The sequence below is a fragment of the Thiohalocapsa sp. ML1 genome (assembly GCF_001469165.1).
Lineage (GTDB): Bacteria > Pseudomonadota > Gammaproteobacteria > Chromatiales > Chromatiaceae > Thiohalocapsa.
Map to the genome: position 1 here is coordinate 113937 of NZ_JABX01000010.1, position 15484 is coordinate 129420.

Here is a 15484-nt window from a genome sequence, read left to right on the forward strand (position 1 = left end):
TCACCAGTCCGTCGGCTTCCCCGCCGGCGTCCGCGGCAGCGCCGCGCCGTAGTCGATGCGCCGGGGACGCTCGGCGGGCCGCAGCCGCTCGGTGAGCCAGGGCACGAGCCTTTGGTGCAGCGCCGCGTGGTCGGCGCCGCGGTCCGACGGCACGACGAAGGCCTTGAGCCGGACGGCAATGCCCGCACCGAAGGGCCGCACCGCCGCGTCGGCCACGCCCGGGTGGGACAGCAGCACATCGCGCACGCGCCCCGGAAAGACGTTCTCGCCGGCCACCTGCACGGCGCCGTCCAGCCGGCCGTGCACGCAGAAGCGGCGTCGGTCCAGCCACGCCCAGCGGTCCGCGGCGGCGCAAGGCTCGGCGTCGGCCCGGAGCAGGCGCTCCGCCGCGCCCGGCTGCGGCACCCACCAGGGCAAGAGCTCGAAAGGCTCATGAGCGGACCAGCGGCTGCCGATGCCGGCGCACTCGCTGGAGCCGTAGACTTCCAGCATGCGCGCGATACCGGCTTCGGCAACGGCTGCCCAGACGAAGTCCGGACACTGGCCCGTGGAGGTGACGGCGATGACGTCCTCCGCACAGCGGCCGTCAAGGTCGGCCGCCAGCGCGAAGAAACCGGGATGGGCCACCAGCAGGTCGCCGGGCTCGGCACGCGCGAGCACGCCGGCGGGCAGGCCGTCGCGCACATCCACCACTGATAGGTCGAGCCGTGCCGGCAGCATCAGGCCGAATAGGAAGCCGTAGATGTGATGGCAGGGCACCGCGCGCAGCACGCGGCGCCGCCCGTCGAGGAGCCCGGCCCAGTGCTCCACCTCGCGCGTCAGGGCCGCCATCGGGTGCACGCAGCGCTTCGGCCGGCCGGTGGAGCCGGACGTGAAGAAGGCGATGTCCGCATCGTCGCGGCGACGCGCCTCGATCACCGCCTCCGCCCAGGCCCCGAGGCGGCGCTCCGCCAGCAGGCGCGGGTCGAGCCCGTGGTGATGGAGCCCGAAGCGCACGGACACGGCGGTGGCGATGTCGAGCAGGTCGATGGAGTCGAGGCCGAGCAGCGCGTCAATGTCCTCTGCGGCGAGCCCCGACCGGGCCGGTCTCGGCATGTCCGACAAGCGCCGCTGGCGCTCATCGGCAATGAGGTCCGCCAGCAGCGACTCGATCAGGTCCCCCCGCCACCAGGGCGCAAGCAGGCACTGGCTCATGGGGCTCATGGGTCGGCCTCCGCCGCGTTGCCGAACTCGGCCCGGAAGGCGGCGAGCAGCGCGGCATCGCCGCGGGTCGCGAGCCGCGTGCGGAGCGCGTCGGCGACGCGGCGCTGGTGCCGATTGACCGCCAGCACCTCGACCACCTGCCTTGCCGTGCCGGCGTCAGCATCCGCGGCGAGGCCCAGCAGCCAGGCGAGTGCGGCGTCCGAGCGCGCCAGCGCCGCGGCCCGCAGCAGCACCTGGTGCCAGGGCCGGCGGAACGGCTCCGCCTCCCAGCGCGCCCGCAGCGCCGCCACGGCGGCGTCGAGACGCGACTCGCCCAAGGCGAGCGCCGCGAGCTCGGCAAGCTCCACCCCGCCCGCGCCGTCGAGCCAGCGCGCGACGAAGCCCGGTCCGCCGTCCGCGTCCACGGCCAGCAGGGCGCGGAAGCACTCCCCCGTCACCTCGGGCTCGGCGTCGCCCAGCAGCGCCTTGGTGCGCAGCACCGCGCTGGCCGCACGGGGCTCGGTGCAGCCGATGGCGCGCACGGCGCCGCTGCGGGCGCGGTGCTCCGGATCGACAAGCAAGTCCACGAGGTCCAGGAGCGCGCCGGTGTCGCCGCTCGCGGCCAGGCCCATGGCGCAGCTCGCGCGCACGTCGCCCGCGGTGTCCACCGACTCGCCCCAGGTCGGCTCCAGTTGCCGCAGCTTGAGCCCGTCGCGGAAGAAGGCCGCATCAAGGCTGTCCAGGGCCACCAGCGCCCGCGCGAGGGCGCCCTTGGCGATGCAGCCCGGGTCGCGCTTGTGGTCCAGCGCCGCAAAGCGGCGGAAGGCCTCCATCAGCGCGGGCTCCAGCGCGTAGTGCAGGCCGTCGGCGGCCAGCGCCGCGGCCTGGGCGACCGGCCGGTAGTGCGCATGGGCAAGGGCCTGATGCAGCAGCGCCTCGTCGGCGCCCGGCTCCAGTGCCTGCAACAGTGCGTCGGGCCCGACGGCGTGCCGGCTGCTTGTTCGCTTCGGCTGCTTCATCGACATAAACTCCTCATTCGCGCCTCTGGCGTCACCCAAAGCCGCACCCGGCATCGACTCCCGGCCTTGATTGGCCGGCGAAGGCGGGTATAACGTGCTGCCTTGAATTACCCCCGGCGCCGCCGCCCACCGGTGCGGCGCCGACAAGATACCAACCCGCCGGTCACCGCCGGCCCGCAGTGCCCGCCGCGACGCCAACATGGAACCCGCAGCCCACCGCTTCGACCCCGAGTCCGCGCCCGCGGAGCCCGACAGCGGCCGCTGGCGGCTGCCGGACCTGCTCGACTTCGACTATTACGTCGACCGCGACGAGCAGGCGCTGCGCACCGACCCCGCCGAGCGCAAGCGCCTCACCGAGCGCGACCGCCGGCTCTACCGGGAACGCATCGCACCCGCCATCAGCGCGCCTGAGCATAGCCCGAAGCACCGCAGTCAGGCACTGCGACGCTGGCTGGGCATCCGGCGCGGCGCCGAGGACCCGGAGCTCGCGGCGCTGCTGCCGGGCGCCGCCTTCGCCCGCGGCCAGCGGCTCGTCGCCGTTCTGGTCGCGATCCTGGGCGTTGTGGCCGGCATCGGCGTCGCCTCCGCCCTGCTCCACTACGAAGGCGACCGGGCGGTGAACGTATCCTGGTACGTGTTCATCCTGGTCATCGTGCAGGTGCTGCTCGTCGCCGGCACCGCGGCGGCCTGGTACAGCCGGCGCACCAAGGCTGTGCAGACAGCGGTGCAGGATCTGTCGCTTCTGAGCCACCTGATGAAGCCGCTGTTCAGCACCGCCGCGCGCTGGGTGCAGCGCCAGCGCCTCGCGCATCTGCCGCCGGACCTGCGCGAGAAGGCCGAGGCCCGCAAGGGCATGTTGATGGGCCACTTCGCCCTCTACGGGCCGGCGGCCTACCTGCCGATGCTGATCCCGGCGCAGTTGTTCGGCATCGGCTTCAACGTCGGCGCCATCCTCGCCACCATCTCGCTGGAGTGGTTCACGGACCTCGCCTTCGGCTGGGGCTCGGCACTGAACGTGCAGCCGGGCACAATCCACACCTTCGCTCACATTATCGCGCTGCCGTGGAGCTGGTTGTTCGGCGAAGGCGTCGGCGTGCCGACGCTGGAGCAGGTCCAGGGCACGCGCATCAGCCTGAAGGACCCGCTGTTCATCATGAACGCGGAGCACCTGCGCTCGTGGCGCTGGTTCCTGGTGCTGTCCGTCTTCACCTACGGGCTCCTGCCACGGCTCGTCATGCTCGGCCTCTCCGCGCTCACGGAGCGCCGCACGCTGGCGCGGCTGCCCTTTACGCACCAGCGCACACAGGCGCTGTACGCGCGCATGGTCACGCCGCAGCTCGAAACCGCGGGCGATCCCGGCCACGGGCCGGAGATGTATATCCCGGAGCCGCTTAAGCCGGTCAGCGCGCCGCGCGCCGCGCCGCCATCAGCGGCGCCCGCGGCACCGGCACGACCACCCGCCGAGCCCGAGCCGGAGCCCAAGCCCGGGACCAAGCCAGCCGCCCAGGCGGCGCCGGCGCCCAGGCCGCCAGCGACCAGGCCTGTGGTTCCAACCACGCCCGCGAGCGCGGACGCGCCCGCCGAGCCGACGCCGGCCGCCAAGCCGACACGGCCGGCCCCGCCGCAGCCCCGGCCCGCGGCACCGGCACCGGTCAAGCCCACGGCAGTGCGCGCAAGCGGCACGCAGATCGCCGCCGACGCCTGCGTGCTGCTGCTGCACGTGGACGTCGCGGACGTGCTCGATCAGCGCGATCACGAGCGCCTGCAACGGCTGCTGCACCAGCATTCCGGCTGGCGGGTGGCGACATCGGCCACCTACGGCGGCGGCAGCGGCATGGCCAAGCAGGCGCTCACCATCGTTGAGGGTGCACAATGGCGGGCGCCGCCGGCACGGGTCGCCCTGCTGGCCGACGGCTCACAGCCGCCCATCACCGAAAGCCTGCGCTTCCTGCGCGCGCTGCGGGCCGCCGCCGGCGAGCACGCGCAGATCCTGCTGCTGTTGGTGGGCGACCCCGAGGGTGCAGACCCGCTGCCGCCGCTGTCGGCGTTCGACTACCAGGACTGGCAGCGCAAAGTGGAACAGCTTGGCGATCCCTATCTCCGCCTGGAGATGCTGGCGGGCCCCGCCGAGGAGACCGACTGATGGCTACCGCAAGCCGCGTGCAGACCGACCGGCAGCCACGCCCCAAGCGCCGGAGCAACAGGCCGGAGCCGGCACGCGCCGCAGACACCGGCGTGGAATCCCCCGTGCTCGCGATCATGGGCCATCCGAATGCCGGCAAATCCTCGGTGGTGGCGACGCTGACCGAGAACGACCGCATCGCCATCGACAAGCGTGCCGGCACCACGACCACCACCGATGAATACCCGGTCATCATCGACGGTCGAACCGTGATGACCTTCATCGATACGCCCGGCTTCCAGAACCCGAGCGACGTGCTGGAGTGGTTCCAGGCGCACGCCGAGGAGACGGACTTAGCCGGGGCCTTCCTCGCCGCTCACGGCGACAATCCGATGTTCAGCCACGACTGCGCGTTGCTCCGCCCGGTGGCGAAGGGCGCCGGGATCATCCTGGTCGTAGACGGCTCCAAGCGCATCAAAGAGAAGGACCGCACCGAGATGGAACTGCTGCGGCTCACCGGGCGCCCACGCATGGCGATCCTGAACAATCTGAGCAACGTCAACAAACACATGCCGGCTTGGCAGGACGCACTGAACAAGTCCTTCAACTCGGTGCGGGAGTTCAACGCCCACCGCGCTACCTATGATGAGCGCATTGCGCTGCTGGGGGCACTCAAGGCGATCGATCAGCGCTGGGAGCCGATGCTGGAGGAGACCATCCGCGCCTTCCGCGAGGACTGGGCGCGGCGCATCGAGCAGAGCACGGACACCATCATCCAGTTGATGAAAGAGGCGCTGAGCAAGCGCGTCACGCGCATCGTCAAGGTTGACGAGATCGAGTCGGACGACCACCGCGAGGCCATCAAGCAACAGCTCACGGAGGCCCTGCAGCAGGCGCTCCGCCAGTTGGAGGTGGAGGCCCAGCAGCGCATCCGCGCCCACTTCCGCCACAACGTCTGGGACGTCCCGGCGACCTCACTGTTGGCGAAGGATCTGTTCTCCGAGGAGGTCGAGGAGGCGCTCGGCCTGCGTCAGCGCCAGGTCGCCATGGCCGGCGCCGCGGCGGGTGCCGTGTCCGGCGGCGTCATCGACCTCGGTCTCGGCGGCCTCTCCTTCGGCACCGGTGCCCTCATCGGCGGCCTCGTCGGCGGCGCGCTCGGCGTGCTCGGCGGTGCGGCGCTGGCCAAGATCGACATCCAGCGCACGCTCGGCGTCGAGCGCTTCTCGATGGGACCGGTCACGAACCCGCGCTTCCCCTTCGTGCTGCTGGACCGGATCATCCTCTACGCGGCGCGGGCGATGAACTGGTCCCACGGCCGCCAAGCGGCAGACGAGACGGCCCCGAACCGGGTGCCGGAACGCGACATCAAGCACAAGCGCGGCTTCACCGAGGAACTGAGCGCGGAGGACCACCGCACGCTGGCGCGGTTCTTCACTGCCGCCCGCCGCGGCAAGGAGACCCCGCACGAGGACCAGAGCCGCGCCATCGTGGTCACGATCCTGCAGGGTCTCTCGCACAGCGACATCGACGCGCGCGTCGGCATCTAGCCGCAGCGGCGTCAGAGCAGTTGCCGCGCCCAGGCGACCAGCCTGCCGGCGTCCATGGCGCCGGCGGTGCGGGCGACCTCGCTGCCGCCACGCAGGAGCGCCAGCGTCGGGATGCTGCGAATGCCGAAACGCATGGCGAGCCCCTGCGCCTCCTCGGTATTGACCTTGACCAGCCTAACCTGCGGCTCCAATTGCGCCGCGGCCGCCTCGAAGGCCGGCGCCATCGCCCGGCAGGGGCCGCACCAGGGTGCCCAGAAGTCCACCAGCATGGGCAGGTCGCCGCGGGCGAGGTGCCGCTCGAAGCGACCCTCGTCCAGCGCCACCGGATGACCGTCGAACAGCGGCCGATGGCACTTGCCGCAGGCCGGTCCTTGGGCGAGGCGTGCGGCGGGCAGGCGGTTTACCGCATCGCAATGCGGGCAGACGACGTGCAGCGATTCGGCCATGGCGTGTCCTCCTAATAGTGTTGCACTAGATGGCTTGACGGCACCAAATGCTTGCAGATGAGTCAAGTTTCATGGCGCCAAGGCGCTTGAGGGCAATCGGGCCGAAGGCCGAGGGCCAAGGGAGCCCTCCTCGGCCCTTGGCCCTTGGCCCTTGGTTCAGCGGCGGCAACGAGCGGGCTGCGCAAGACGACGCTCCGCGCCCTGGTCGGTCTGAGGCCTCGCCTCGCTAGTGTTGCGCCGGCCCGGGGCGGCAGTTTGCTGGCGCCGGTGCGTGCCCGAGCCGCCGGCCGGGTTGAATCGCCCCGGCTGACCAATTATTTTCCAAGGCCAGCGCAGTTGCCAGCTATCCATTTGCCACCCACCCCGTTGCCACCCACCCCGTTGCCACCCAACCCGTTGCCACCCAACCCGGAGACCGCCATGGCCGACTCGCCTTACATCATCGAAGTCACGGAGAGCAACTTCGAGCAAGTGGTCATCGCCGGCTCCATGCAACGGCCGGTGCTGGTGGATTTTTGGGCCGACTGGTGCGCGCCCTGCCGAGCGCTGATGCCGATCCTCGCCAAGCTCGCGGACGAGCTCGCCGGCGCCTTCGTGCTGGCCAAGGTCGACACCGAGGCACAACAGGGCTTAGCGGCGGCCTTCGGCATCCGCAGCCTACCGACGGTGCAACTGTTCAAGGGCGGCCGGGCGGTGGATCAGTTCATGGGCGCGCTGCCGGAAGCACAGATCCGCGACTTCCTGGCCCGCCATGTCGAGAGCGAGACCGACAAGCGCCTCGCCGACGCCGCCCAGCGCATGCTCGCGGGCGACCTCGACGGCGCCGCGGCGCTGCTGGCCGAGGTCAGTGCCCGGGACCCGGACAATGCGAAGCTCTTCATCGCCGAGCTCAAGCTCGCGCTGGCCCGCGGCGACGCGGCCGCCGCCGCGGAGCGGCTCGAGCGCACGCCCATCGAGCTCGCCGCCGACCCCGAGGTGGCGCGGCTGCGCGGCCAGGTGGCCTTCGCACAGGCCGCCGCGAGCACACCGCCGCGGGCGGATTGCGAAGCCCGCCTGGCCGCCGACCCGGCGGACAGCGAGGCGCGCTACGGCCTCGCCGCGCATCAGGTGATCGCCGGCGAGTACCAGGACGCGCTCGACAACCTGCTGACGCTGATGCAAAAAGACCGCGGCTACGGCGAGGACGCCGCACGCAAGGGCATGGTCATGATCTTCGACCTGCTCGGCGATGATCCGCTGGTCGCGAGCTACCGTGCCAGACTCTCCCGGCTGCTTTATTGATGCCGCGGCTGGTAGAGCTCGGCGCCGGTGACCGGGATCGCCGGCTTTCCAGCCGGCTCGCCGCCGACGCGGCTCAATGCCGCGTCGGCGGCGTCCGGGCCGATAAGAGGCCACATGCGCGGTGTCGGCCCGGCAGCGCGGCATGGCCAACCGCCCGGCTCCCGCGCCGCAGATCGCGTGCCGGGGGCATCGAGCCCCCGGCACGCGAAGCCGGCTGAAAGCCGGCGGTCCCAGTCCGAGCCGGCGCCGGTGACCGGGATCGCCGGCTTTCCAGCCGGCTCGCCGCCGACGCGGCTCGATGCCGCGTCGGCGGCGTCCGGGCCGATAAGAGGCCACATGCGCGGTGTCGGCCCGGCAGCGCGGCATGGCCAACCGCCCGGCTCCCACGATGCAGATCGCGCGCCGGGGGCATTGAGCCCCCGGCACGCGAAGCCGGCTGAAAGCCGGCGCTCCCAGTCCATGCCGGATTCCGGGTTCACGTCAGGTCCCTACACATCGTCCTGCGCCGCGGATTCCACTACAATTCGCCGGGCAGCCGCGGTGCATGATCGCATCGCAGCCCTCCAACGGAGCCGGCCCATGACCTGCCTGACGCCCCTCGTCCGCGCTGCGGCGCTCGCCGCAGCCCTCTTCCCGGCAGAACTGCTTGCCGACCCCGTCACGGACCAGATCGACGCCGCCAAGCGCGCCTATGCCGCCGGTGACGAGCAGGTGGCCATGCAGGCGCTCGAGTTCGCCATCGCGCAGATCAAGGACAAGCTCAAAACCGAGCAGTTGGGCCTGCTGCCCGCGCCCCTGCCGGGCTGGAGCGCCGACGAGCCGGTCAGCGACGCGGGTGGAATTGCGGCCATGTTCACGGGCACGACCCTCGCGCGCGGCTATCGTAGGACGGAAGACAACGCCACGGTGACCCTCACCATCACGGCCGACTCACCCGTGCTGTCGATGCTGAGCACGCTGATGCAGGCCAATCCCAGCAGCTCGCCTTACACCCGCGGCGGTTACCGGGGTGTGCTGGAGCTGCGCGACGGGGCCGCGAGCCGCATCCTGCTGATGGTCGGCACGCGCATACAGGTGCAGGTGGAGGGCAGCGGCGTCGATCAACAGACGCTCGAGGCCTATCTGGATGCCATCGACTTCGACGAGCTGGAGAAGGCCCTGCTCGGCTGAATGTGACGGCGATAACCGGGAGACGCACAGCGCCATGTCCCTGCGCAACGCCGAGGAACGCGCCGGCACCATCGAGCTCAAGGGGTTCAACCGCACGCTGGCGGAGACGGAATGGCTCCTGCTGGTGCTGATACTCGTGTACATGACGCTGCCCGACGAGCCGGTGGCGCAGCCGCTGGTGATCCTGGCCTCAGCGTCCGTGTATGCCCTGTTCGTCGTGGGCTTTCGCTACGCCAACCTGTTCACGCTGCCGGCCCGGTGGAAGTTCACCATCGAGACCTGGGCCATGCTCGGGCTCAACGCCGTTGCCGTCTGGCAAACGGGTCGCGTGGACAGCCCGCTCATGAACCTGTTCCTGCTGGTGGTGATCTTCAGCGCGTTGACGCTGGGCAAGGTCATCACGCTGCTGGAGCTCGCGCTCATTACCAGCTTCTATCTGCTCGCCGCCTACTCCGTGAACGGCACGGAGATCTTCCAGTACGAGATCTTCAGCTCGCTGATGCTGCACTTCGCGCCTTTCGTGCTGGTTGCCTACGTGACCTCGCTGCTGGCGGCGGATTTGGGCTTCGCGCGCGCCTATGTAGAGCGGCTCGCGGAGACCGACACCCTCACCGGCGTCAACAACATGCGCGCCTTCAACCAGGCGCTGGCGCGGCTGGAGCGCCGCGCGCGGGCGCTGGACGAGCCCTTGTCGCTCCTGATGATCGACATCGACAACCTGAAGGCCATCAACGACCAGCACGGCCACGATGCCGGCAGTGCGGCCATCCGCAGCGTCGCGAACGCCATCAAGGCCTCCGTGCGCGCCAACGACATCGTTGCCCGCTACGGCGGCGATGAGTTCGCCGTTCTGTTGCCCTCCGCCTCCGAGGAGGCGGCGCGGCACGCCGGCGAGCGCCTCCTGAAACGCATTGCGTCATGCCCGCTGGAGCTGCCGACGGGACGTATCAGCGTCAGCGTCAGCATCGGACTCGCCACCTTCCCGGTGATGGCCGGCGATGTCGAGGACCTGCTGAACCACGCAGACAAGGCCCTGTACGCGAGCAAGCAGGCGGGCCGCAACCGGATGTCCAGCTATCCGGGGTTCCAGGCGGCTTAGGGGAAGGGGGAAGGGCCAAGGGGGAAGGCACGAGGGCCAAGGGCCAAGGGCCAAGGGCCAAGGGAGCCCTGCTCGGCCGTTGGCCCTTCATTGACTTGCGCGTCAAGCGGGCAACTGGACGTCGGACTGGCGAGGCGCGTCGGGATCGGGTTCGGGATCGAAATCGAACCGAGTGCCAACCGATCCCGATCCCGAGCCCTCGGCCCTCGGCCCTCGGCCCTTCGATGTTGCGTTCGCCGCGATAGCGCCTCCCGGGCGACCCGACTGTGCTACAGCGCGAGCTGCTTGAGGTAGGCGCGAAAGCTCTCGCCAAGCTCCGGGTGGGACAGCGCGTACTCGACCGTCGCCTCCAGATAGCCCTCTTTGCTGCCGCAGTCGTAGCGCTTGCCCGCGAACGGATAGGCAATCACCGGCTCATCTTCGAGCAGCGCCGCGATGGCATCGGTGAGCTGGATCTCGCCGCCGGCGCCCGGCGTGGTCTGCTCCAGCTTGTCAAAGATGGTCGGCGTCAGCAGGTAGCGGCCCACCACGGCGAGGTTGGACGGCGCGTCGGCGGGCTTCGGCTTCTCCACGATGGACACCACCCTGAGCGTGCCGTCGGGCTGCGGCTCGGTGGCGACGATGCCGTACTTGTCGGTCTCACCAGGCGGCACCTCCTGCACGCTCAGCACGCTCGCGCCGGTCCGATCAAACACCTCGGCCATTTGTTCAACGACGCCTTTGTCGTCGTTGCGGATCAGGTCGTCCGCCAGGATGACGGCGAAGGGCTCGTTGCCCACCACCGGCTTGGCGCAGAGCACCGCGTGGCCCAGGCCGAGCGCCTCCGCCTGGCGCAGAAAGATGCAGTTCACGTGGGCCGGCAGCACGTTCTGCACCAGCTCGAGCAGCTTGTGCTTGCCCGCTTCCTTCAGCTCCGCCTCCAGCTCGTAGGCCTTGTCGAAGTGGTCCTCGATGGAGCGCTTGTGCCGTCCGGTGATGAAGATCAGATGCTCTGCGCCGCCGGCTTCCGCCTCCTCTGCGGCATACTGGATCAGCGGCTTGTCCACCACCGGCAACATTTCCTTGGGGCTTGCCTTGGTGGCCGGCAGAAAGCGCGTGCCGAGGCCCGCCACCGGAAACACCGCTTTGCGGATTTTCGCCATGTCGACTCCTGGTCGGTCTTGCTTATCGTGCAGGTCGGTGCCGACCTGCGGCTTGCGCCGTGGCCGCGCTCAGGCGGACACGGCGGCGTCGGGCAGCGGCGCTACGAGGTCCGCCTCGATGGCCGCGAGCGCGGCCAGCGGGTCCGCCGCCGCGGTGATGGGCCGGCCGATGACCAGATAGTCGGCGCCGGCGGCCACGGCGGCGGCCGGGGTCATGACACGCTTCTGATCATGCCGCTCGGCGCTCGCCGGGCGCACGCCGGGCGTCACGAGCCGGAAATCGGCGCCGCAGCTCGCCCGCAGCGCCCGGGCCTCCTGCGGCGAGCAGACCACGCCGTCGAGCCCCGCGTTGCGGGCGAGCTCCGCGAGCAGAAGCACCCGTTGCGGGGGCTCGCCCGGGCAGCCGATGGCGGCGAGATCAGCCGCCTCCAGGCTGGTGAGCACCGTGACGGCGATGAGCAGCGGTCGCACCGTGCGCGGCGCGAGGCGCTCGCGCGCCGCGGCGAGCATGGCCGGTCCGCCCTGGGCGTGCACGTTGACCATCCAGACGCCGAGGTCCGCGGCGGCATCGCAGGCCGCGGCGACGGTGTTCGGAATATCGTGAAACTTGAGGTCGAGAAAGACGCCAAAGCCGGCGCCAACGGCACGCTCGACAAAGCGAGGCCCTGCGCGCGTGAACAGCTCTTTGCCGATCTTGACCCGGCAGCGGGCCGGATCGAGGGCTGCAAGCAGCGCCTCTGCCCCGCTCACGTCGGCGAAGTCGAGGGCGACGATGATGCGTGGCTCGCCGTGCCCGGTCACTGTGGGAATCCTGTCATCTGCATGCCTCATGCGTTGCTATGGTCGGTCTGACGCTCACGCAATCTTGCGCTGCCGCAGGACCGGCGGCGCCGCGATGGGCTCCGGCTCCACCGCCTTGATGGTGCCCCAGCGCTTGCAGCTTGGGCACTGCCAGTGCAGCTCGCGCGCCTCGAAGCCGCAATGGTCGCATTGGTAAGCCGGGTTCAGCGCAAGCTGGTGCGCGATCACCTCGCGCAGCACGCGATCCTCCACGGACGCAGCATGTTGCTGTGCAGGGATGCGCAGCGCCAGCAGGCGCTCGGCGCCAGACAGATCTGCCCGCTGGCTAAGATAGTCCTTCAGAAAGCCCCGCGCGGCGGCGACGCCCCGCTCGGCCTCGATGGCGTCGCAGAGCCGCAGCATCAGCGGCGGCGACGGATGCTGCTCGAACAGCGCTTCAAGCTCCGCCATGGCGGAGTCGCGCCCGAGCGCGCGCCAGCACTCCAGCAACCCCGGCAGCATCGCCGGCAGATAGCGGGGGCCCCGCTGCGCGATCCGCCGGTACAGTAGCGCTGCGCTTTCCGGATCAGCGGCGGCCATCTCCATGCGCGCCTGCACCATGGTCGCACGGATGCAGTCGGGGTCGATGGCCTGGGCGTCCAGCAGGTGCGCCCGCGCCCGCTCCCTCTGGCCATCGCGCAGGCACTGCTCGGCCAGCTCGCAATGGTACTGCGCGATCTCGGTCGCGACGGACTCGTCGGAGATGCGCTGCAGGGCCTGCGCGGTCTCGATGCACTTGCGCCACTCCTTTTCCGCCTGGTAGATCTCAATGAGGCCACGCAGCGCGCGCCGCTGCTGCAGGCTCCGCTCAACCAGCTCCTTGAACAGGCTTTCCGCGCGGTCGAACAGGCCTGCCAGCAGGTAGTCCCGACCGAGCTCGTACAGGGCCAGACCGCGCGCGCCCTCGTCCAGGCTCTGCCGGGCCACCAGGTTCTGATGGATGCGAATGGCGCGGTCCACCTCCCCCCGGCGACGAAACAGCGCGCCCAGGGCGAGATGCGTCTCGATGGTTTCGCGATCCACCTCGGCGAGCTTCAGGAACACGTCGATGGCCTTGTCCGGCTGCTCGTTCAGCAGATAGTTGAGGCCGCGAAAAAAGATGGGCTCGCGACCCCCACCCGGGGCGCCCCGGGCATCGCGCCGCCCGATCAGCCAGCCACTGGCCGCCGCCAACGGCAGCAGCAGGAACAGCCATTCCATCAGGCCAGCCTCCGGTGCACCGGCACCGGCGCCCGCCAGCCAGCCCGCCGGGATGGGCCGGCCGCCGCGGCCTGCGCGAGCGCCGGCCCGCACGGGGGGCGCAGGAGCAAGCGGCAGCGCGGATCGGCACATCCGCCCGCCGAGGCTTCGGTATCGGCTCGCATCATGCGGGTATCATACAAAGAGTCTTCGGGCGTCGCATTGTGCGCCCGCGGGCGTCGGCACGGTTTAGCTCGGGCCGCTCCGCCCACAACTCTCTGGGTTAGCACCGCAGGCTAGCCCCGCAGGCTAGCACCGCACCGGATCTGATCAGACCAGGAGAAGCGTCCATGACTGAGCTGCAAGGCCAAGTCGCCGTCGTCACCGGCGCCGCAGGCAACCTGGGTACGGCCTTGAGCCGCAAGCTGGCGGCCGCCGGCGCCACCGTCGCACTGCTCGACCGCGACGCCGACGCCATGGCCCAGATGGTGAGCCAGTTGCCGGAAGGCACCGCCGCAAGCTTCGGCGTCGACCTGCTGGACCCGGGCTCCGTCGAGGGCACCATCGCCGCGGTCCATGCGCGCTTCGGGCGCATCGACCTGCTCGCCAACATCGCCGGCGGCTTCACGATGGGTCCGACCCTTGATGCCACCGACGATGCCACCTGGGACCTGATGCTGGACCTGAATGCCCGCTCGGTCTTCCACACGGTCCGCGCCGTACTGCCGCTGATGCGCCAGGCCGGCTTCGGGCGCATCGTCAACGTCGCCGCGCGCGCCGCGCTCAAGGGCCAAGCCAACATGGCACCTTACTGCGCGTCGAAGGCCGCCGTGGTATCCCTGACCGAGAGCCTCGCCGCGGAGACTCGGGAGCTCGACATCAACGTCAACTGCATCCTTCCCGGCACCGTCGACACGCCTCAGAACCGCGCCGCCATGCCGGACGCCGACCACGCGAGCTGGGTGCCGCCGGATGCACTCGCCGACGTGATGCTGTTCCTCGCATCCAAGGCCGCCCGCTGCATCAGCGGGGCCGCAGTGCCAGTGTACGGTCGCAGTTGAATATCGTGCTCCCCACCCTGAACCGCTCTCGCCGTTACCGCCCTGGCGGCCCTGGCCGCCGCCTGCTATGCGGCTGCGCGCTGCTCATCGGGGCATCCCTCGCTGGCACCACCGCCGCGTTCGACGAGGCATTGCTGACGGATGCCGATCGTGCGCTGCTGGTGGAGGCGGTGGAGGTGGCCTTCGAGAGCGACCTGTACAACGCGCGCTGCCGCAGCGATCAGGCCGGCCGCCACACCGAGAACCTGAACAAGGAGCTGGTCAGCAACTACCGCATGACGGTGCTCGATGTGCTCGACGACTACTTCCCCGAGGGCTACTATCGCACCGCCCGCGAGCGCATGGAGCAGGACTTTCTGGACCGCCTGCGGGACCTCGGCGGCTGCCCCGGTGCGAAGGACGCGGGGCTGCGCGACGAGCTGCGCAGCCGCTACGACGCCGCCATGGAGGCGCTGGCCGCTCGGCGCTGAGAGCGAGGCGCGAGGAGTGAGCGCAGAGGAGTGAGCGCAGAGGAGTCCTTGTAGAAAGCCGGCGTCATTCGCGGGAGGCGTCTCAGCGACCCGCGACGACGGCCAGCACGGCGACCATCAGCACCAGCGTCTCGGTTATCTCCACCAGCGCGCCGACGCCATCGCCGGTGTAGCCGCCGAGCCGCTGACAGAGCGTGCGGCGCCAGGCCCACAGCACCAGCACCGCGGTGAGCCCGGCGGCAAGGGCCGCCGGCCCGGACGCGAGCGCGCAGCCCGCCAAGGCGACCAGCGTCGCAGCAATGCCCGCGACCCAGCCGGCCCGCCGCGGCAGGTGCGCACCGAGCACGGCGCCGAGCCCCTCGGGCCGCGCCGTCGGCGTGGTGAGCGCAAGCAGCAGGATCTGCGCCCGGGCCAGCATCGGCAGCCACAGCAGCAGCCACAGCAGCGCCGGTGCCCCGTCCGTGCCGGGCGCCGCGCCGCTGGCGAGGCCCAAAAGCGCGGCGAGCGCCGAGAGCTTGCCGAGCAGCGCCAGCACCAGCACGACGACGCCGATGGCACCGATGTGCGGGTCCTTCATGATGACCAGCGTGCGCTCCCGGCTGCCAATGCCGCCGACCCAGGCATCCGCGCAGTCGGCGAGCCCATCCAGGTGCAGCGCACCCGTGGACCAGACCCAGACGCCGAGCAGCAGCACCGCGACGACGCCCGCGGCGGGCGACGCAGCGAGCCCGAGCGCCCAGGCGAGCTGCGCCAACGCCACGAGCACGGCGCCGAGCAGGAGCCCGATGAGCGGAAAGTACGGCGCCGCCTCGCCGTAGAGGGTCGGCGGCGCATCCGCGGGCGCGCGGAAGGGCCAGCGGGTCAGGAACCGGCCGGCCAGACAGAACGCCCGCCAGGCCGGCGCGACGGGCGGCAGCATCGGCGTC

The 15484-nt window shown here is 70.7% G+C and carries 15 protein-coding genes; 7 read left to right on the forward strand and 8 right to left on the reverse strand.

What is annotated here, in order from left to right:
• Complete coding sequence (locus ML01_RS08500; RefSeq protein ID WP_254045177.1) at positions 1 to 1203, reverse strand: AMP-binding protein; 1203 nt, start codon at positions 1201 to 1203, stop codon at positions 1 to 3.
• On the reverse strand, positions 1200 to 2201 hold the full coding sequence (locus tag ML01_RS08505; protein WP_058554969.1) for a hypothetical protein: 1002 nt from the start codon (positions 2199 to 2201) through the stop codon (positions 1200 to 1202). The genes ML01_RS08500 and ML01_RS08505 overlap by 4 nt, the downstream gene beginning before the upstream one ends.
• Positions 2202 to 2400: 199 nt before the next feature.
• On the opposite strand from ML01_RS08505, the gene ML01_RS08510 reads away from it, so the two are divergent.
• Complete coding sequence (locus tag ML01_RS08510; protein WP_058554970.1) at positions 2401 to 4344, forward strand: DUF2868 domain-containing protein; 1944 nt, start codon at positions 2401 to 2403, stop codon at positions 4342 to 4344.
• A 116-nt stretch (positions 4345 to 4460) separates the two neighbouring features.
• On the forward strand, positions 4461 to 5870 hold the full coding sequence (locus ML01_RS08515) for a GTPase/DUF3482 domain-containing protein (protein ID WP_058555029.1): 1410 nt from the start codon (positions 4461 to 4463) through the stop codon (positions 5868 to 5870).
• Positions 5871 to 5881: 11 nt separating this feature from the next.
• Here the strand turns inward: ML01_RS08515 and trxC are convergent, their stop codons facing one another.
• Complete coding sequence (gene trxC, locus ML01_RS08520; protein WP_058554971.1) at positions 5882 to 6316, reverse strand: thioredoxin TrxC; 435 nt, start codon at positions 6314 to 6316, stop codon at positions 5882 to 5884.
• Positions 6317 to 6736: 420 nt separating this feature from the next.
• Between trxC and trxA the strand changes: the two genes are divergently transcribed.
• Entirely contained in the window at positions 6737 to 7597 is an 861-nt protein-coding gene (gene trxA / locus ML01_RS08525; RefSeq protein ID WP_058554972.1) for a thioredoxin, read from the forward strand.
• On the opposite strand, the gene ML01_RS08530 is transcribed toward trxA, so the two are convergent.
• Complete coding sequence (locus ML01_RS08530; protein WP_058554973.1) at positions 7591 to 7935, reverse strand: hypothetical protein; 345 nt, start codon at positions 7933 to 7935, stop codon at positions 7591 to 7593. The genes trxA and ML01_RS08530 overlap by 7 nt on opposite strands.
• A 241-nt stretch (positions 7936 to 8176) precedes the next feature.
• On the opposite strand from ML01_RS08530, the gene ML01_RS08535 reads away from it, so the two are divergent.
• Positions 8177 to 8767 carry a hypothetical protein gene (locus tag ML01_RS08535; RefSeq protein WP_058554974.1) on the forward strand — a complete coding sequence of 197 codons (591 nt, stop codon included), beginning with the start codon at positions 8177 to 8179 and terminating at the stop codon, positions 8765 to 8767.
• A gap of 34 nt (positions 8768 to 8801) precedes the next feature.
• A complete protein-coding gene (locus ML01_RS08540; RefSeq protein ID WP_058554975.1) occupies positions 8802 to 9866 on the forward strand; it encodes a GGDEF domain-containing protein in 1065 nt (354 codons plus the stop codon).
• A 269-nt stretch (positions 9867 to 10135) separates the two neighbouring features.
• Here ML01_RS08540 and galU read toward each other — a convergent pair whose 3' ends face one another.
• The 3 genes from galU to lapB all read right to left on the reverse strand — a co-directional run bounded on the left by galU (position 10136) and on the right by lapB (position 13048).
• Complete coding sequence (gene galU / locus ML01_RS08545) at positions 10136 to 11008, reverse strand: UTP--glucose-1-phosphate uridylyltransferase GalU (RefSeq protein ID WP_058554976.1); 873 nt, start codon at positions 11006 to 11008, stop codon at positions 10136 to 10138.
• A gap of 69 nt (positions 11009 to 11077) precedes the next feature.
• The gene (gene pyrF / locus ML01_RS08550) at positions 11078 to 11809 is read right to left on the reverse strand and encodes an orotidine-5'-phosphate decarboxylase (protein ID WP_254045178.1); all 732 of its coding nucleotides are present in this window, start codon (positions 11807 to 11809) and stop codon (positions 11078 to 11080) included.
• A gap of 54 nt (positions 11810 to 11863) precedes the next feature.
• Positions 11864 to 13048 (reverse strand): lipopolysaccharide assembly protein LapB, encoded by a 1185-nt coding sequence (gene lapB / locus ML01_RS08555; RefSeq protein ID WP_371258196.1) that lies wholly within the window; start codon positions 13046 to 13048, stop codon positions 11864 to 11866.
• A gap of 329 nt (positions 13049 to 13377) precedes the next feature.
• Here lapB and ML01_RS08560 point away from each other — a divergent pair, with 329 nt between their 5' ends.
• The gene (locus tag ML01_RS08560; RefSeq protein WP_058554978.1) at positions 13378 to 14088 is read left to right on the forward strand and encodes an SDR family NAD(P)-dependent oxidoreductase; all 711 of its coding nucleotides are present in this window, start codon (positions 13378 to 13380) and stop codon (positions 14086 to 14088) included.
• A gap of 5 nt (positions 14089 to 14093) precedes the next feature.
• Entirely contained in the window at positions 14094 to 14558 is a 465-nt protein-coding gene (locus ML01_RS08565) for a hypothetical protein (protein WP_254045179.1), read from the forward strand.
• Between the two features lie 82 nt (positions 14559 to 14640).
• On the opposite strand, the gene ML01_RS08570 is transcribed toward ML01_RS08565, so the two are convergent.
• Complete coding sequence (locus ML01_RS08570) at positions 14641 to 15477, reverse strand: adenosylcobinamide-GDP ribazoletransferase (protein ID WP_058554979.1); 837 nt, start codon at positions 15475 to 15477, stop codon at positions 14641 to 14643.
• Positions 15478 to 15484 lie beyond the last annotated feature (7 nt).